The organism is Rhizobium sp. PvP014, assembly GCF_017876855.1.
GTDB lineage: Bacteria > Pseudomonadota > Alphaproteobacteria > Rhizobiales > Rhizobiaceae > Neorhizobium > Neorhizobium soli.
Genome location: NZ_JAGIOT010000002.1, coordinates 3,140,077 through 3,158,175, shown reverse-complemented (window position 1 = coordinate 3,158,175; position 18,099 = coordinate 3,140,077). Strand labels below are relative to the sequence as shown.

Genomic DNA, 18,099 nt, shown 5'->3' with positions numbered 1-18,099 from the left:
AATTTTAGGGGTTTTGGGTCAATTCTTCCAGAATTTAAAACTTGTACGGGAAATAAGTGCAATCACAAACATGAGACATATCAGCAACCAGAAGTAAAAACGCCGTTCAGAAGCGTTCCAAAATGGGATTTCGACACTCGACATGGTTGAGTCGATCACACCCTTTTGATTGTAATCCAGGCCGCGTACGACCCTGCCAAAAGGATCGACGAAAGCCGAAATACCGGTGTTGGCACCGCGAATCAACGGCATGCCGTTTTCGACAGCCCGGATACGCGCCTGCTGGAAATGCTGGAAGGGTCCGGGCGTTTCACCGAACCAACCATCGTTTGTGACGTTCAAGAGCGCGCTCGAGCGTTCAATGCCGGCACCGATTTCATCCGGGAAGATCGCTTCGTAGCAGATCAGCGGATAGAAGGTTTGTCCGCCCGGCAGCGTCAGCATGGCGCGGCCCGGTGCTGCGGTAAAGCCGCCCGGCATGGCGATCGCATCGGGGATGCCGAGCGACCGCAGCATGTCCTCGTAAGGCACATACTCGCCGTAGGGGACCAGATGCACCTTGTCCGACGCCGACACGATCTGGCCGTTGCTGTCGATGACGTAGATCGAGTTGTAATAGCGGGTCGCAAAACCCGGCCCGGCATTTTCAGCGCGGACGGCGCCGGTCACCAGAACCTGATCATCTTCCAGCACATCGGCAATGCGCGACAGGGCATCGGGATTATCGGTCAAGATGAACGGAACCGAGGTTTCCGGCCAGACGATGATATCCGGACGCTTTGCACCATCCTTTGCGGGCAGCGCCGTCATCGCCAGATGTTCTTCGAAAATCGCACCGCGCTCGGAATCGTCGAGTTTGCGCGACTGGTCGATCAGCGGCTGGACGATTCGCACCTCGACGGGATCCTTGGCGGTTGCCGCCAGGACTGCGTCGGCACCGGAAAGCCGCCAGGCGCCGAAGCCGAGATGGGCGCAGAGGATAAGGCCAGCGAGCGCGAGGCCAAACCCCATGCCGCGTCGCGTCCCGATCAGTGCCGGTGCGGAGAACACGAAAACAGCCAGCACCGTCACACCCGTCACGCCGAGCGGAGCGGCCGACTGCATCATCAGCGGCATCGGCATGGCGCCGAAGCCGATCGAGTTCCAGGGAAAGCCCGTCAGCATGAAGCCCCGCAGCCATTCCGCAAGACCAAAGCCAAACGCGGCAGCCGCAATCCTGCCCAAGCCATCTGACCAGAGGATGCGTGCCACCAGCGCCGCAAAGCCCCAGAATAGCGCCAGAAAAGCCGGCAGACCCAGAACTGCAAGCGGTATTGCCCAGGCAAACTCGTCCGCCTCGACGAGAAGCGCATTGCCGAGCCACCAGAGGCTGGCGACGAAGTAGCCGAAGCCGAACACCCAGCCGAGGAAAAAGGCCGATCGCAGGCGGCTGAGCCGCCCACCATCCGGATTGCCGGTCGTGCCGTCCATCAGCCAGATGAACAGCGTGAAAGACACGAACAGGGCAGCAAAGAAGCCGAAGGGTGGAAGGGCGAGTGCGCCGACAGCGCCGGCAAAAAAAGCAAGGAGGATGCGCGGCCAGCCCCATAGAAGAATGACCCTGCCAGCCAGTCGCTCCATCGATGTCCCCTTCGCCCGAATCAGAAGCCGCAGTCTTTCATGAAAAACTGCGGCTTGTCCTGTTATCGGCTGTTCAAAACACCTGGAAACTCAGGCCGATGGATGATCGTTGCCACGATCGGACGAGGGTGCCGGCAGAAGCACGGTCGGCGTCTTGTCAGTAATCGCCTTCTGCTGCGTCTCGGCAATGGGCTCGCCCTCGCCCTTGAGCTGCCTGCGGCGAACGAGCGCGCGCTTGCGCATGATCCGGACCCGCTTGATGCGGCGCGGATCGGCGTCGAGGATCTGGAATTCGAACCCTGGCACAGCCTGCACGACTTCACCGCGCACCGGAATGCGACCGAGCGCTGAGAAGATCAATCCACCCAGCGTATCGACGTCGTCCAGCCGGTCCCGCACGTCGAAATCGGAGCCGATCGCCTTGGAGATTTCCATCAGCTCGATACGGGCATCGGCAATGAAGATATCGTCGCCGGCACGCGAGAACATCACTTCCTCGTCGTCATGCTCGTCCTCGACATCGCCGATCACCATCTCGACGATATCCTCATGCGACACGAGACCATCGGTGCCGCCGTATTCGTCGATGACCAGCGCCATCTGCGTACGTGCGGCCTGCATCGTGCTCATCAGCTCGGATGCCAGCATCGATGGCGGTACGAACAGCAGTTTGCGAACCAGGCCTGCCTCGGCAACGGTCTGATCGAGATTGACGCGGCTGAGATCGAAGGCCGCCTTGGCGGTACGGGCCGGCTTCTCGACCGCTCCACCGGCAACGACGGCTGCTGCTGCCGTTGCACGGGTACCGGTCCGGCGCTTGTTGCGGGCCTGTTTTGCCAGATAGGACAGAAGGTCGCGGATATGCACGAAGCCGCGGGCATCGTCGAGATTGTCGCTGTAAACCGGCATGCGCGAGCGGCCGGTCTCCTCGAAATGGATCATCAGTTCGCCGATCGTCATGCTCATGTCGACGGCTTCGATATCGGCGCGCGGCACCATGATGTCCTCGACGCGAACCTCGCGGAAGCGGAGGATGTTGTGCAGCATGGCGCGCTCTTCCGGAGAAAAGGCGTTGCTGACATTGGTGTCGGTCATCAGCGCGTCGGCGAGATCCTCGCGGAGCTGTTCGCCCTGCGACGGCCGCAGCAGGCGGACCGCCCGAGACCAGAATGTATTATGGGATTTGGGGTGATGCTCGGATCGTCCCGAACTACTTCCCTCGTCCGACGAGGGTGAGTCCGAACTGTCCTTGCCCTCGCGGGCGACATTGCTCGAATAATCGTTCATTGGTCCAAACTACACTATCGGGTCCTGCCCCGCATAGGGGTCAGATAGGCCGAGACCGGCTAAAATACGAGTCTCGAGTGCTTCCATTTCCTCTGCCTCGTCCTTTTCCATGTGGTCGTAACCGAACAGATGGAGAAAGCCGTGGACCAGAAGATGGGTCAGATGATCGTCGAAACTCTTGTCGAGATCAACCGCCTCGCGTTCGACGGTCTGCCTTGCGATGACGATATCGCCCAGCATCGGGCCCGGCATACCGCCGGGTTCGAGCGGAAAAGCAGGGAAAGACAAGACGTTGGTCGGCTTGTCCATGCCTCGCCATTCGGCGTTGATGGCCTGGATGGATTCATCGTCGGTAAAGACGAGAGAGACTTCGGGCGGCATTTTCGGGAATGGTTGGTCTTCTTCGCGCACCAGAAAATCGGCGGCGGCTGCGAAAACCTTTTGCGTCAACGCCAGAAGCGCCGGCTCTTCCGGCCAGCCTTCGTCGTCGATGCTGATCTGTATGTCGAGTTCGGGCATAGGGACTGGAAACCGGACTAGCGTCCGGCCTCCTCGCTTTCCTCATGGACGGCATATTGCGCGTCATAGGCCCGGACGATGCGGCCAACCAGCGGGTGGCGCACGACGTCGGTATCCTTGAAGCGGATGACCGAGATGCCTTCGACCCCGTTGAGGATCTGCAGCGCCTCGACCAGACCGGATTTCACGCCGCGCGGCAAATCCACCTGGCTCGGGTCGCCGGTGATGATCATGCGTGCGTTTTCACCAAGACGGGTGAGAAACATCTTCATCTGCATCGATGTCGTGTTCTGCGCCTCGTCGAGGATGATCGCGGCATTGGCAAGCGTGCGGCCGCGCATGAAGGCGAGCGGCGCGATTTCGATGACCCCGGCCGTGATTGCCCGTTCGACCTTGTCGGCTGGGATCATGTCGTAAAGCGCGTCATAGAGCGGCCGCAGGTAGGGATCGACCTTTTCCTTCATGTCGCCTGGAAGGAAGCCCAGACGTTCGCCCGCCTCGACGGCCGGACGCGAAAGAATGATCTTGTCGACGGCACCGCGTTCCAGCAGCTGCGCGGCATGCGCCACGGCCAGATAGGTCTTGCCGGTACCGGCCGGACCGACGCCGAACACCATCTCTGCCCGATCGAGCGCCCGCATATAGGCGTCCTGCGTCGGGGTACGCGCGACAATCGTCTTTTTCTTGGTGGAGATCTGGCTCATCGAAAGCCTGGCCTTTTTCTCGAGCGTCGGCAGTTGCAGCTGGTCGTCCGCGGCCTGTGCCATGCGGATAGCTCCTTCGACATCGGATGTTTCGATGGTGCCGCCCTTCTGGATTCGCTCATAGAGGGTATCGAGAGCCCGACGGGCCTGATTGGTGGCTGGGACATCGCCTGAAATGGCCACGGAATTACCGCGGGGCCGCGCATCAATATTGAGGCGCTGTTCGAGAAGTTTCAGATTCTGGTCGAATTGACCGAACAGCTCGCTCGCGAAGCGATTGTTCTCGAACGTCAGGACAAAGTGGTTGGCGTCGGTCGCTGCTGATTTGGGGTGGCGCGCTGTCGAAGAAACCGATTCTCGTCCGCTCAAGTAAACAAGCTCCTCACTTGCTGGTCAGGCACCCATTAAACTCTCTGCCGGCTCGGCAAACAAGCTGTTCGGGCCGGTACCAATGATTCGTACACGGATAATCTCACCGATTTGCGATGTTTTTGCATCAACATTCACAGACTGGAGCCAGGGCGAACGGCCGATCACCTGCCCGGGCATACGTCCCGGCTTTTCCAGAAGCAGATCGATCGTCTTTCCAACACAGGATGTGGCGAAATCGGCCTGCTGTTTCAAGAGCAAAGCCTGCAATCGTTCGAGACGCTCGGCTTTTACCTCTTCAGCGACCTGATCGGTGAGATCCGCGCCGGGTGTTCCCGGCCGGGTCGAATATTTGAACGAGAAGGCGGAGGCGTAGTTGACGTCCTCGACGATCTTCAACGTGTCTTCGAAATCCAGATCGGTCTCGCCCGGGAAACCGACGATGAAATCTCCCGACATGGCGATATCGGGACGGGCATTGCGGATGCGGTCGATCAGCGCCAGATATTCGGCGCCCGTATGGCGACGGTTCATCGCCTTCAGGATGCGGTCGGATCCCGACTGAACCGGCAGATGCAGATAGGGCATCAGGATGCGCAGGTCGCGATGCGCCTCGATCAGTCGGTCATCCATGTCGCGCGGATGGCTTGTCGTATAGCGCAGGCGGGCAAGGCCCGGGATTTCAGCAAGACGATAGAGAAGGTCGGCGAGACCCCAGTCGTTCCCGGTTGGACCTTCAGCGCTCCAGGCATTGACGTTCTGGCCAAGCAGGGTGATTTCGCGCACGCCGCTTTCGACCAGCCGGATGGCTTCGTCGACAATCTGGCTGATGGGGCGCGACACTTCCGAACCGCGGGTATAGGGGACGACGCAGAAGGTGCAGAATTTGTCGCAGCCTTCCTGCACGGTAAGGAAAGCCGTGACGCCGCGGGCGCGGATAAGCTTGCGGTCGGTGGCCGGCAGATGGTCGAACTTGTCCTCGACCGCGTATTCCGTATCGACCACAGGCTTGCCGCCGCGGGCCTTGCGCAGTGCATCCGGCAGTCGGTGATAGGTCTGCGGGCCGATCACCACGTCGACCGATGGCGCGCGGCGGATGATTTCCTCGCCTTCCGCCTGGGCGACGCAGCCGGCAACGCCGATCATCAGTTCGCGGCCTTCGGCAGCACGCGCCTTCTTCATGTCGCGCAGACGCCCCAGCGCCGAATAGACCTTCTCGGCGGCCTTCTCGCGGATATGACAGGTGTTGAGGAGGATCAGATCCGCCTCGCCCATCTCTTCGGTCGCGACATAGCCTTCGCTCGCCAACGCGTCGCCCATGCGGGTCGAATCGTAGACGTTCATCTGACAGCCGTAGGTCTTGATGAAGACCTTGCGGGTGTTGGGGATGGTGACGGGCTCTTCTGCCGGCGAAAGGGTGACGTGTTCGTTCATGGCCGTCTCCTTACTCCAAGAAGGACCGGATTTGAAGCGGTTCTAATCGGCGTCGTACTCTCTTTGGCGAAGATGCCTGATCAGCATGCGGCGAAGCCGGGCGGTAATGGTCTGGCTGAGATGCTTGCGGTTGTCGCCCGTGCGGAAATCGACCGTCTCGCCGAACGCCACATCCACGTCGATCGCGCCTTCCTTCAGCACGCCCATCAGGTGCGGCATGAGCTCGATATCCCCCGGCCAGGCCGCAAGCGGGCGGTGGAAACGACCCATCGCCATGCCGTGCACCCGCGTATAGGCGATCGATACAGGCTGGACATACACGACGCCGTGGGGCGTGTGCGGCACGGCGGCAGCGGCTGCCCCGAACAGCGAGGACTTTACCTCGAGCAGGCGGTTGCCATCCGACGTCGTGCCTTCGGGGAAGAGCACGACGATCTCGCCCGCCGTCATGCGTGCGGCAATCTCGTTGATCTGGTCGCCGGTTCGGCGTTTTTCCTCGCGGACGACGAAAATCGTCTTTTGCAATTTCGCGAGCGTGCCGAAGATCGGCCATTTGGCGACTTCCGACTTGGCGATGAAGACGACATCCGCGATAGCACCAAGCACGAGGATATCCTTCCACGAGACGTGGTTGGAGGCGAGCATCAGGGGGCGCCGATGCTGCAGGTGACCGTGGACGTGGATGCGGATGCCGAGCAGGAAGCAGGCGGTGCGGTGCCAGAGGCGCGGAATATAACGGCGCATCTTCAGATCGAAGGCGAGGCCGATCAACTGAAACGGCAACAGCACAGCCGTGACCACCAGCAGACAGACGACGATGAACCCGATGCGGATTGAGGTGATCACTGTCGATCCTTGGCTGTCGTCACGCCGTTCGTGTTCAGGCTATTCGTCTTTGTCGAGCGGGATGCCGTAGAGTTCCAGCCTGTGTCCGACCAGCCGGAAGCCGAGTTCGCGGGCAATGCGCTCCTGCAGCGCTTCGATCTCCGCAGATTGGAATTCGATCACCGTGCCGGCATTGAGATCGATCATGTGATCGTGATGTTCTTCCGGCACCGTCTCGTAGCGAGAGCGACCGTCACGGAAATCGTGGCGCTCGATAATGCCCTCGTCCTCGAACAGTTTCACGGTGCGATAGACGGTCGAGATCGAGATCCGTGGATCGACCTTGGAGGAGCGACGATACAGTTCCTCGACATCCGGATGGTCGTCGGAGTCCTGCAGGATACGCGCGATCACCCGGCGCTGATCCGTCATGCGCATGCCCTTCTCGGCACACAGTTCCTCCAGATTTTTGGAAAGATCCGTCATGACGTTTTGGCCTTCAAATGCTCTCGTTTCATCACGAACTAACGAAGAACGCGGCTCATGACAAGCGCCGAGGACCGTCGTCCATCGGCACCGGTATAATAGGCCGGGCGTTCGCCGACCTTTTTGAAACCCAGCCTGCCATAGAGCGTCACAGCGGCCTTGTTTTCGGCCTCGACCTCGAGGAACATTGTTTCGGCGCCGCGCGATGTCGCTTCGCGCAAGCCGGCCTGCATCAGCCTCCATCCGAGCCCAAGACGGCCAAACTTTTCGGGGACGGCGATCGTGAGAATTTCCGCCTCACCGGCTGCTTCGCGCACCAGCACGAAGCCCCCGAAGGGTTTTGAAAAGAACGCGTTGGTCTGGCGTGCGACGAAGCCGAACACGCCTTTCTGAAGAAGAAGATTCTGGAATTCGCCATCGTTCCAGCCGCGCGGGAAGCGCGCACCATGAAGCTCGGAGACTTCGACGCAGTCGGAGATCTCCATCGGGACGACTTCGAAAAACGGCTTCCAGCTGAGATAATCGTCAAACATCGGGCATTCGGTCGCGTGAAAGAATTGAACGACGCGGAGTTACGAGATCTGCCGCGCCAACGCAAAGCCTGTCTGCGGTTTTGCATCCGGTCCACGAAGATAAAGCGGTTTCGGCTTTTGCGAACCTTTCGGCTTTGAAGCCGCAAGTCTTGCAATGACGGCGATATCGAAATGGTCAGGCAGGACCGGCGCCTCGTGCGGGCGCCATGAGCCGGTCACGTCGGCCGACAGCTGGGCAATGAGTGCTGCGGCATCATCCGGCGACAGTGCCGCGGGTTCGCTGAGCGGGGAGCCTTCGGCTGAAAAGGCCTGGGCATAGACCTCGTCCCGCTTGGCATCCATGGCCGCAACGACGGGGCGTCCGGGATGCTTTGCAAGATGTGCGGCAGCCAGCGTTTCGAGCGTGGTGACGCCGACGCATTCCACATTGAGAGCCAGTGCCAGACCGCGGGCGGCCGCAACGCCAACTCGAATACCGGTAAACGAGCCCGGGCCGATGCCGACGGCGATACGCTGCACGGATGAAAGTTGAAGGCCAGCTTCATCAAGCGCCTGGTCGACGATCGCCATCAGGCGCTCAGCATGACCCTTGCCGATCGTCTCAGTAACGGACGACAGAAGCCTGCCGGACGCGCCATCATAGAGCGCGGCGGAACAATCAACCCCGGCAGTATCGATGGCCAGAACGAGCATGTGCGGAACTGTTTTTCGAAATCAGATGGCTTCGACGGCCTGCACTTCAGGCACGAAGTGCTTGAGCAGGTTCTGAACGCCATGCTTCAGGGTCGCGGTCGAGGACGGGCAACCGGCGCAGGCGCCCTTCATGTTGAGATAGACCGTGCCATCGCGGAAACCCTTGAAGGTGATGTCGCCACCATCCTGGGCAACGGCCGGACGAACGCGGGTTTCCAGCAGTTCCTTGATGGTCGCGACGAGGGTCTCGTCGTCGGCCTCGTAGAACTCGCCGTCTTCATCGGTATCTTCGGCAAGCGACGAGGCGCCGCCCATGACCGGCTGTCCGGACATGAAATGCTCCATGATCGAGCCGAGGATGGCCGGCTTCAGATGCTGCCACTCGGCGCTATCCTTGGAGACGGTAATGAAGTCGTAGCCGAAATAAACACCGGTGACGCCGTCGATCCCGAACAGTCTGGCGGCCAGCGGAGACGCATCGGCCTCGCTCGCATTGCGGAAATCGGCCGTGCCCTTTTCCATGACGATCTTGCCGGGCAGGAACTTCAGGGTTGCCGGATTGGGTGTGGCTTCCGTCTGAATGAACATGATTTGTCTCCTTGACCCGTGCGCGCCAGCGGTCGCCGCAAACTTAGAACTCTTCCAAAGAAGATAGTCGCGATCAGCTTTTGGTTCAAGTGCGCCTTTCTGCCAATCCGGTCAAGAGAGAGGTCAGGCGAGCGCGTCGATTTCCTCGTCGGTCAGCGTATCCGGCAGAACGGTGACGGGAATGGGGAAAGCAGCACCCCTGCCCGCAACCGCCGAGACCAGCGGGCCCGGCCCTTCCTTGGTCGATCCGGCAGCCAGAACCAGGACGGCGATATCGCGGTCTTCTTCCACCAGCATGTTGATCTGCTCGGGCGCGCTTCCCTCGCGGATGACGATTTCCGGATCGATCCCGATCGTTTCGCGCACCCTCTGGGCGGCTTTCGCCATGATCGATTCCGCTTCTTCCATGGCTTCGGCGCGCATGATCTGCTCGACGCCGATCCATTGCTGGAAATCCCCATCGGGGATGACGAAAAGCAGCACCAGGCCGCCATTGGAATTCTTCGCGCGGCGGCCGGCATAGTGCACGGCAAGCTCGCATTCGGGGGTGCCATCGATGACCGCTATGAACTTGCGCCGATGTCCCTCAAGCCTGGAAAGCCGTTTCGAAACCATGCCGCCCCCTCAATTCCCGTCGGACGTTGTCGTTGTGGCGAAATTATACGAACCCGCGAAAATGAAAACCCGCCACGCGACCGTGACGGGTGCAAGATTTTCAGGCGCTCTCCCGCTCAGCGCAGGAAACCGACGATATCGAACACTTCACCCATGACCTTTTCGGCTCGGGCGCGGGCACGCTCGCCCCCATCACGCAAGATAGCGTCGATATGGGTCGTGTCGTCCAGCAGGCGGCGCATTTCGAGCGAGATCGGTGCCAGAACATGAACGGCGAGGTCGGCAAGCGCCGGTTTGAACACCGAGAACTGTTGGCCGCCGAATTCGGCAAGCACATCCGCCTTGGTGCGATCGGCGAGCGCTGCATAGATGCCCACGAGATTGGCTGCTTCCGGGCGACCGTCGAGGCCTTCGAGTTCGCTCGGCAGGCCTTCCGGATCGGTCTTCGCCTTGCGGATCTTCTTCAGGATCTCATCGGCATCGTCCATCAGGTTGATGCGCGACAGATCTGACGGATCGGATTTCGACATCTTCTTGGTGCCGTCGCGCAAGCTCATGACGCGCGGGGCCGGACCATCGATCAGCGGCTCGACGAGCGGGAAATAGCCGTGGATCGGCTCTTCGCCGACGACCATGTCGACGCCGGTGCCGGTCGCACGGATCTTGTCCTGGAAATCGATGTTGAATTTCTGGGCGATATCGCGGGCAAGCTCCAGGTGCTGCTTCTGGTCATCGCCGACAGGCACATGGGTGGCGCGGTAGACGAGAATGTCGGCGGCCATCAGGCTTGGATAGGCGAGCAGTCCAAGCGAGGCGTTCTCGCGGTCCTTGCCGGCCTTGTCCTTGAACTGGGTCATCCGGTTCATCCAGCCGATGCGGGCGACGCAGTTGAAGATCCAGGCAAGTTCCGCATGCTGCGGCACGGCAGACTGATTGAAGACGATATGCTTCTTCGGGTCGATGCCGGAGGCGATGAAGGCCGCCGCGATCGAGCGGATCTGGCCGCGCAGATCGTCATGCACGAGCTGGGCCGTGATCGCGTGCAGATCGACGACGCAGTAGATGCAGTCGTTGTTTTCCTGCAGGGCGACGAATTTGCGGATGGCGCCGAGATAATTGCCGAGATGGAGATTGCCGGTGGGCTGCACACCGGAAAAGACGAGCGGCTTGAAGCTGTTCATTCTAGATCCTCGATAGGCTGATGGAAGGCCTCAGGCCGTTGGACTTGCGCAACCTGACAAGTGTGCGTGCTTGCCGCTGCTGCGCCCCGCGGGCCATGTAGCTGATGGCCGGGCTTATGCACGCCCCGCCACGAGGGATCAAGAGGCTGCATCATCCGCGTGCTGAATGAGATCCCAAAGGTTGCCGTAGCAATCGGCAAACACTGCGACCGTGCCATAGGGTTCGTGCCGCGGTTCTTCGATGAACCGCACGCCTTTTGTCGACAACCGCGCGTGATCCCCGGCAAAATCGTCGGTTTTCAGGAAAAAACTTACCCGACCCGCCGTCTGGTTGCCGATCGCCGCCGTTTGGACGTCGCTGTCGGCGCGTGCCAGCAGCAGCGCTGCCCCCTCTCCACCCGGCGGGCGCACCACCACCCAGCGCTTGGTCGCCTCCAGAGGGGTATTGGAGACAAGGTCAAAGCCCATGATTCCGCAGTAAAAATCGAGCGCTCGATCGTAGTCGTCAACGACCAGTGTGACCAGAAATAGGGAACGGATCGACATCGAAACACACCTTGTTTTGTCGTGGCAGGTACAGGTCTTCGACGCTTACTGCCCGCCATGTCAAGGAACTCGAAGCAACCATAAGGTTAACGCAGCTTAACCCCTGAGGCAGACAAATCCCACTTTGGGGCAAATTCCTCCATACTGAGGTCACTTTTCGGAAAGAAATACTCCCCCACCAAGTCGACCCCAGTCGGTCGTGAGTATTTTCCGAGGTTTACCCGTATGCGCATCTTTTACCGCGTCGCGCTGTCCTGCTTCCTGACGCTCTGCCTAACGATCTCCGCAACCGCACAAGCCGCCGAAAAAGGCGAGAAACGCCGCAGCAGTTCTTTCAAGCACGACTACTCTGCTTACTATACTGTCCAGCGCGTCAGCGTTCGGACCAACTGCTTTCCCGAGAAGCTGGGTGCCATCCTTGCCCATATCGCCAAGGAAACCGGCAAGAAGCCGATGGTGACCTCCGGCCACCGTCCGCGCTCTGGGACATCACAGCACAGCCATTGCTACGCCGCCGACATTCGCGTTCCCGGCGTTGCCGAAAAGAGGGTGCTTGCGGCAGCAGCGAGTGCCCCTGGAATCGGCGGCATCGGCCGTTACTGCAACGGCATCGTGCATGTGGATGTCGGCCCGCGGCGCGCCTGGGCGCATTGCGGTAAGGGTGGAAAAGGTGGCAAGGGCAGCCTTGCAAGCCTGAAGCGCCGCGGAAAGTCCTGAGATCAGGACTCCGCCGGTGGTGGGACAGCAGACTTTGGCTTCCGCTTGATGTTTCGCCTGATCATGCCGAGATCGGCACCGCCGATCGCAAACGCGCAGGCGAAATAGACGACCATTGCAATGCCCAGAAGGCAGGCCAGAGCCAGCACCTGGGTCAACAGATGCGAGCCCGGTTGCAGCCATGGGCTGGCATAGGGAAGCGCATAAAACAGCGCCGCCGCCATGACCCCTGTCGCGACCAGCAAAAGTGCGGTACGCCGGGCAAGCGCCCATTCCCAGACGAGATCACCCCGCCAGACCAACGTCGAGAATAGCAGGATCGTGTTGATCCATCCCGCCGCGGCTTCCGCCGTCGCGATGCCGCGTTCGGCGATCATCGGAAACAGCGTGATGGCGAGGCCGGAGTTGATGACGACCGACACCATGGTGAAGCGCATCGGCGTCTTTGTATCCTCGCGGGCATAAAAGCCCGGCTGCAGCGCCTTGATCAGCACGAAACCCGGAAGACCGATACCGTAGATCGCAAGGATCGAGGCGACGACAGTGGTGTTTTCCGCTGAAAACGCACCGCGCTCGTATAGAACGCGGATGATCGCATCCGATAGCATCCAGAGACCGGCAGCGGCAGGAAGCGTCAGGAACAGCACGAATTCGATCGAGCGGTTCTGGATGTTGCCGGCTTCCTTGACGTGGCCGCCCTTCAGCGCCCGTGACAATTCTGGAAGGAGCACGACACCGACGGCAACGCCGACGACACCGAGCGGCAGCTGGTAGATGCGGTCGGCATATTGCAGGGCAGCGATTGCGCCTTCCTTGCCCGACGCAATCGCCTGGCCGATGATCTGGTTGATCTGGGTAATGCCGCCGGTGATCGCGGCCGGAACCGCGAGCCAGAGCAGGCGCTTGACGTTGGGTGTCATCTTCGGCCGGCGAAAGCCGATATTGATGCCCGCGTGGCGCACGCCCACATAGACGACGCCAAGCTGCAACACGCCCGCAACCAGCACGCTCCACGACAGATACCAGGCGATTTCGCGCGGATCGGCGCCGACCCAGAGGCCGTAGAGAAGCGCTGCGATCATAACGACGTTCAAGAACACCGGGGCAATGGCGGCGGCAAAGAAATGATGCAGCGAGTTGAGCATGCCGCTCATCATCGCCGTCAGCGACATGCACATGAGATAGGGGAACATGACGATGGCCATGCGCACAGTCAGCGCCGTCTTTTCCGCGTCATCTGCAAAGCCCGGGGCAATGACCCACCGGACCAGCCAGGGCATGGCCAGCTGCATGGCGATGGTGATGATCAGCAGCGCGGAAAACAGGACGCCGAAGACCTCTTCGGAAAACCGCTTGGCGCCATCGACGCCATTCGCCTCGATTTCCTTGGAAAACAGCGGAACGAAAGCGGCGTTGAAGGCGCCTTCGGCAAACAGCCGGCGAAACAGGTTGGGAAACCGGAAGGCGGCGTAAAACACGTCTGCCATCGGCCCCGTGCCAAGGGCCGCCGCCATGAAGGTTTCACGGGCGAAACCGAAGATGCGGCTGCCGAGCGTCGCGCCGCCGACGGTTGCGAATTTTCTGGCAAGACTCATCGGTTTGGGCTCATCGGCTTGGTCTCATGCTGGGGAAGCTGGGATTGTTCATGTTCTGCCTGTGCGTTGGCATGCGTCGTTCGGCCGGCGCCCTGCCCCACAGTTTCTGCGGCGCAAAAGAGCGGACCGAACGAAGCACCCGTTCAGCAGGGATAGCACCGGTGTCGTGTTTCAGACACCGACTTTCGACTTCCGCGGCAAGACATTTGCTCCGTCTGCGGCAGCCGGCTGGGGCGCGACGATACCATCCGGCATGGCTTCCTGAAGCTCGTCTTCCTGTTCCGCCATGACCGCCTTCAGCCTGGTGATGATATTGCCCTGGCGGTTCTCATTGGTCACCTTGTGACCGACGAGATCGGTGACGTAGAACGTATCGATCACCTTTTCACCAAATGTGGTGATCCGCGCCGACTGGATATCCAGCGAGAGATCGGCAAGGGCCGCGGTGATTTCCGCAAGCAGACCGGTCCGGTCGAGGCATTCAACCTCGACGACGGTGAACTTGTTGGAAAGCCCGTTGGAGATGATCGCGGACGGCGGGATATCGAAGGCCTTGTTCTTGTTCTTCTTGGCTTTCGCGCGGATGGCGATGACTTCCGGCAGTCGCTTCTTGCCGGCGAGCACGTCTTCGATCATCCGTCCGATCGTGCCGCCACGGCGCATCTCGTCGTCATCGACCGCAAATTCCCGGTTGATGTGGATCGTATCGAGCGCACGGCCATCGGAGGTGGTGAAGATCTGCGCATCGGCGATGTTGGCACCGGCGGCCGCGCAGGCGCCTGCGATGATCGATAGAAGACGCGGATGGTCGGGGGCGAGAACGGTGATTTCGGTGATCGCCCGAAAACTGTCGGTGCGCACCATAGTGGCGAGCGGCTTGCCGGCCTTGTCGGTTTCGCGGATGAAGCCTGCGTGGCGAACCTGGTCCTCGACGGGCACGGACAGGAGATACGGCTGGTAATGGAGCTTCACCAGCGCCTCGCGGTCCTGCTGGCTCCAGTCGGACAGCGCGTTGGCGAGGTCCTCCTCCGCCACCTTGGCCCGCTCCTTGCCGGATGCTTCCGAGAAGCCGCCGGAGAGACGCAGCTCCGTTTCATAATAGAGAGTGCGCAGAAGCTGGCCCTTCCAGCCGTTCCACACACCCGGGCCGACGGCGCGGATATCGCAGATGGTCAGCACCAGCAGCAGCTTCAAGCGATCGAGCGACCGGACTTTTTCGGCAAAGTCGGCGATGGTCTTGCGATCATGCAGATCGCGGGTCTGCGCCGTCATCGACATGATCAGGTGTTGTTCCACCAGCCATACCACGAGTTCGGTCTGCTTGGCGTTGAGGCCGAGACGCGGGCAGAGTTTTTTCGCAATCCGGGCACCGGCGGTCGAGTGGTCCTCTTGGCGGCCCTTGGCGATATCGTGGATCAGCACCGCGACATAGAGCGCCGCGCGCTCCTCGATCGTCGGCATCAGCTTGTTGGCGAGCGGATGCATGTCCGCCGCGCGGCCGTGATCGATCTCCGACAGCGCATCGACCGAGCGGATCAGATGCTCGTCGACCGTATAGTGGTGATACATGTTGAACTGCATCATCGCCACGACCTTGCCGAATTCGGGAATGAAGCGGCCAAGCACGCCGGCCTCGTTCATCCGCCGCAGCATCAGGCCGGGATCGCGCCTGGAGGTGAGGATGGAGAGGAAGAGGCGGTTCGCCTCGTCGTCTTCACGCAGGGCACTGTCGATGAGCGAAAGCGAACGGGTGATGCTTTTCAGCGCGTCGGGATGCAGTTCCAGCCCGGTCAGATCCGCCACGTGGAAAAAGCGGATCAGGCTGACCGGATCGCGCTTGAAGACGCCTGGATCAGCCAGCGTGATGCGACCGCGGTCTTCCACAAATTCGACGGAGCCGGCAATCTTGTGCAGCCGCTTGGTGAAGCGCGAGATGACGCGCTGGGTGAGACCGGGTGCGGCCTTCGCCTGCTGGTCCTCCAGCGCTGCGCAGAGAATGCGGGTGAGATCTCCGACGTTCTTCGCGACCAGGAAATAATGCTTCATGAAGCGTTCGACGGAGGACAGACCAGGCCGCGCGTTGTAGCCGAGGCTTGCCGCGATATCGCGCTGGATGTCGAACGACAGACGTTCCTCCGCCTTGCCCGTCAGAAAATGCATCTGGCAGCGCACCGCCCAGAGAAAGTCGTCGGCCTTTTCGAAGGACCGTGCCTCTTCGCGCGAGAGCACGCCGAGCTTGACGAGTTCAGTCGTTTCGCGAACGCGGTAGTAGTATTTGGCGATCCAGAACAGCGTGTGCAGATCGCGCAGGCCACCCTTGCCCTCCTTGACGTTGGGCTCGACCAGATAGCGCGTATCGCCCGCCTTCTTGTGGCGCTGGTCGCGCTCGGCAAGTTTGGCGGCGACGAATTCCGGACCGGTGCCGGCAACGACTTCCAGATCGAAGCGCGACATCAGCTGATTGACCAGCGCGCCGCTGCCGCAGATCGGGCGGCATTCGAGAATGGCGGTGCGGATCGTCATGTCGGTTTTCGACAGGCGAATGCATTCCTCCACCGTGCGGGTGGCATGGCCGACCTTGAAGCCCATGTCCCACAGGAGATAGAGCAGGAATTCCACCGCCTTGCGCATGGCATCGGAATTCTTTTCGGGCAGCAGGAAAAGAAGATCGATATCGGACCCTGGCGCGAGCGTGCCGCGGCCGTAACCGCCGGTGGCGGCAACGGCGATCTCGCGGCCTTCCGGATAGAGGCTCTCGGTGATGGTTTCATTGAGGACGCAGATCAGCTGGTCCTGGATCCAGGATATGCGGCGGGCGCAGCGAAGACCGCTGCCATCCTGGCTCAGCAGTTCGCGTGCCTTTTCGCGACCGTCGACACTGGCCTGCCGCAGGATCGGCAGGAGAGCTGCCCGCGATTCCAGCAGCGGCCGATCCTTGGTTCCGAGCGCCTCGCGGCATTCCGTCTGCAGGCCGGCGACGTCCATCAGTTCGGAAAAATCGATATCGTGACGATGATCTTGTCTTGTTGCTTGCTTGGCCATGTCTTCCTGCCGGTGCCCGCCCTCTCCATTCCCGATGGAGACGACGACGGATTTCGGGCACCTCCCCTAAAGCGTTCCCAGGTCCCTGCGGCCCTGCCCCATACGCTTTAGCTCATTTTTGTTGCGCAGCCGTTACCGCAGAGCGCTCCGCATGTGAGCAGCGTGCTTACCACGGTTACGGCTTGACGGCGCCAAGTTGTTTGTTCGCGACCGGAACGTCAAGCCCGATATTGCCCGGGTCTGCGATAGACTTCGATCCGCTGCGCCACTGACGCGGGCTCATGCCGGTGATGCGGCGAAACTCGCGGTTGAAGTTCGACTTGGTGGAAAACCCGACATCGAACATGATGACCGTCGCCGGCCGGTTGGTTTCGCGAAGCTGCAGACATGCTTCCGCGATCCGGCGTCTGTTGACGAACTGCGAGATATTGAGGCCGGTTGCGCGGTTGATGGCAACTGACAGATCCCGCGCAGGCACGCCCGCTTTGCGGGCCAGTTTTGCAAGACTGAGGTTTTCGTCGCGGTAGAGACCGTCCCGATCCAAAGCCTCTGTCGCGCGCGCGACGAGACCCTCATCCTGTGGATTGGCCTCATTTGCCTTCCCGTTCGGCAGCGGGCCTTCTCCTGCTTCCGGCGCAAGATAGTAGATGCCGGTTACCACGAGAACGACGATGTTGATCGCCGTCAGGACAAGCGGAATGTCGTCCCTCCCGTTGAACGTTGTGTAGATCGAGAGGGCAGCATCGCTGACTGCGAAGAACAGCATCAGCGCGGCCGTCATTCTTGCGGCCCGCAGGGCGGGACGCATTCGCTGAAGGCTGGCTTCGACCATGAGATCGGAACCTTCCGAACGGGTCAGCCGCCAGAGGGCGACGCCGTAAAAGAGAAAGATCACCAGCAGGAGCGGATCGACCAGGATCGGTGCGAAGACGACCGAAGTGCCGACGCAAAACGGTGCGGCGAGGTGGCGCCAGGGTGCAGATCGCCCGCCGCCGGAAAGCGACTGGAAGGCGAGAAATGCGAGCGGCGGCATGACGGAGGCGGTGACCGGCTGAACCGGTGCGAGTGCCGTTATGCCGTAGCCGAAATGAAGGCCGACGACCAAGCCCTGGGCCGCATAGAGAACGACAAATGCGACGAAGTAGCGACGGCTTCCCGGCACGTCGACGCCTTTGAGGCTGTGATAGAGCGCAAGGGCAAAGACGATACCGACCAGAAACGGCAAAGGGATAGAGAGCACTGCAGTGACCCCGGCGGGAAATGGCCTGAAACATGTTTGAGGTCCGACCATATCACGATCGAGGTCGAAAGGCAGGCAGATACAGGCGCAAGGGTGGTGCCGTTC

At 60.8% G+C, this 18,099-nt stretch carries 17 protein-coding genes; 1 reads left to right on the top strand and 16 read right to left on the bottom strand.

From position 1 onward, the window contains the following. Positions 1-18: 18 nt before the first annotated feature. From lnt to J3A65_RS19775, 13 genes are all read right to left on the bottom strand, one after another. On the bottom strand, positions 19-1,620 hold the full coding sequence (lnt, locus tag J3A65_RS19835; RefSeq protein WP_209902979.1) for an apolipoprotein N-acyltransferase: 1,602 nt from the start codon (positions 1,618-1,620) through the stop codon (positions 19-21). 90 nt (positions 1,621-1,710) lie between these two features. Then, a complete protein-coding gene (locus tag J3A65_RS19830) occupies positions 1,711-2,907 on the bottom strand; it encodes a hemolysin family protein (protein WP_062578873.1) in 1,197 nt (398 codons plus the stop codon). A gap of 9 nt (positions 2,908-2,916) precedes the next feature. Beyond that, positions 2,917-3,426, bottom strand: coding sequence for an rRNA maturation RNase YbeY (ybeY, locus tag J3A65_RS19825; protein WP_209902977.1), 510 nt, complete (start codon positions 3,424-3,426; stop codon positions 2,917-2,919). A gap of 17 nt (positions 3,427-3,443) precedes the next feature. Then, a complete protein-coding gene (locus tag J3A65_RS19820) occupies positions 3,444-4,499 on the bottom strand; it encodes a PhoH family protein (RefSeq protein WP_062453998.1) in 1,056 nt (351 codons plus the stop codon). Positions 4,500-4,523: 24 nt separating this feature from the next. Beyond that, entirely contained in the window at positions 4,524-5,933 is a 1,410-nt protein-coding gene (gene miaB, locus J3A65_RS19815; RefSeq protein ID WP_209902975.1) for a tRNA (N6-isopentenyl adenosine(37)-C2)-methylthiotransferase MiaB, read from the bottom strand. 42 nt (positions 5,934-5,975) lie between these two features. Continuing rightward, complete coding sequence (locus J3A65_RS19810) at positions 5,976-6,776, bottom strand: lysophospholipid acyltransferase family protein (RefSeq protein WP_162237981.1); 801 nt, start codon at positions 6,774-6,776, stop codon at positions 5,976-5,978. Between the two features lie 42 nt (positions 6,777-6,818). Next, on the bottom strand, positions 6,819-7,244 hold the full coding sequence (locus tag J3A65_RS19805; protein ID WP_062454001.1) for a Fur family transcriptional regulator: 426 nt from the start codon (positions 7,242-7,244) through the stop codon (positions 6,819-6,821). 38 nt (positions 7,245-7,282) lie between these two features. Continuing rightward, complete coding sequence (locus J3A65_RS19800) at positions 7,283-7,777, bottom strand: N-acetyltransferase (RefSeq protein ID WP_092663734.1); 495 nt, start codon at positions 7,775-7,777, stop codon at positions 7,283-7,285. Between the two features lie 39 nt (positions 7,778-7,816). Then, positions 7,817-8,470 (bottom strand): tRNA (adenosine(37)-N6)-threonylcarbamoyltransferase complex dimerization subunit type 1 TsaB, encoded by a 654-nt coding sequence (gene tsaB / locus J3A65_RS19795; RefSeq protein WP_209902973.1) that lies wholly within the window; start codon positions 8,468-8,470, stop codon positions 7,817-7,819. 21 nt (positions 8,471-8,491) lie between these two features. Next, positions 8,492-9,058: a NifU family protein gene (locus J3A65_RS19790; RefSeq protein ID WP_174195519.1), complete on the bottom strand. Its 567-nt coding sequence runs from the start codon at positions 9,056-9,058 to the stop codon at positions 8,492-8,494. 123 nt (positions 9,059-9,181) lie between these two features. Next, entirely contained in the window at positions 9,182-9,673 is a 492-nt protein-coding gene (locus tag J3A65_RS19785) for a universal stress protein (protein ID WP_062454005.1), read from the bottom strand. A 116-nt stretch (positions 9,674-9,789) separates the two neighbouring features. After that, positions 9,790-10,854 (bottom strand): tryptophan--tRNA ligase, encoded by a 1,065-nt coding sequence (gene trpS, locus J3A65_RS19780; RefSeq protein ID WP_209902971.1) that lies wholly within the window; start codon positions 10,852-10,854, stop codon positions 9,790-9,792. Between the two features lie 138 nt (positions 10,855-10,992). After that, the gene (locus J3A65_RS19775; protein WP_209902969.1) at positions 10,993-11,400 is read right to left on the bottom strand and encodes a VOC family protein; all 408 of its coding nucleotides are present in this window, start codon (positions 11,398-11,400) and stop codon (positions 10,993-10,995) included. Between the two features lie 225 nt (positions 11,401-11,625). Here J3A65_RS19775 and J3A65_RS19770 point away from each other — a divergent pair, with 225 nt between their 5' ends. Next, positions 11,626-12,117, top strand: coding sequence for a DUF882 domain-containing protein (locus J3A65_RS19770; protein ID WP_209902966.1), 492 nt, complete (start codon positions 11,626-11,628; stop codon positions 12,115-12,117). Between the two features lie 2 nt (positions 12,118-12,119). On the opposite strand, the gene murJ is transcribed toward J3A65_RS19770, so the two are convergent. The 3 genes from murJ to J3A65_RS23565 all read right to left on the bottom strand — a co-directional run bounded on the left by murJ (position 12,120) and on the right by J3A65_RS23565 (position 17,994). Further along, positions 12,120-13,712: a murein biosynthesis integral membrane protein MurJ gene (murJ, locus tag J3A65_RS19765; protein WP_113166981.1), complete on the bottom strand. Its 1,593-nt coding sequence runs from the start codon at positions 13,710-13,712 to the stop codon at positions 12,120-12,122. Between the two features lie 171 nt (positions 13,713-13,883). Further along, the gene (locus tag J3A65_RS19760) at positions 13,884-16,754 is read right to left on the bottom strand and encodes a [protein-PII] uridylyltransferase (protein WP_209902964.1); all 2,871 of its coding nucleotides are present in this window, start codon (positions 16,752-16,754) and stop codon (positions 13,884-13,886) included. A 175-nt stretch (positions 16,755-16,929) separates the two neighbouring features. After that, on the bottom strand, positions 16,930-17,994 hold the full coding sequence (locus J3A65_RS23565) for an AraC family transcriptional regulator (protein ID WP_162237960.1): 1,065 nt from the start codon (positions 17,992-17,994) through the stop codon (positions 16,930-16,932). Positions 17,995-18,099: the final 105 nt, after the last annotated feature.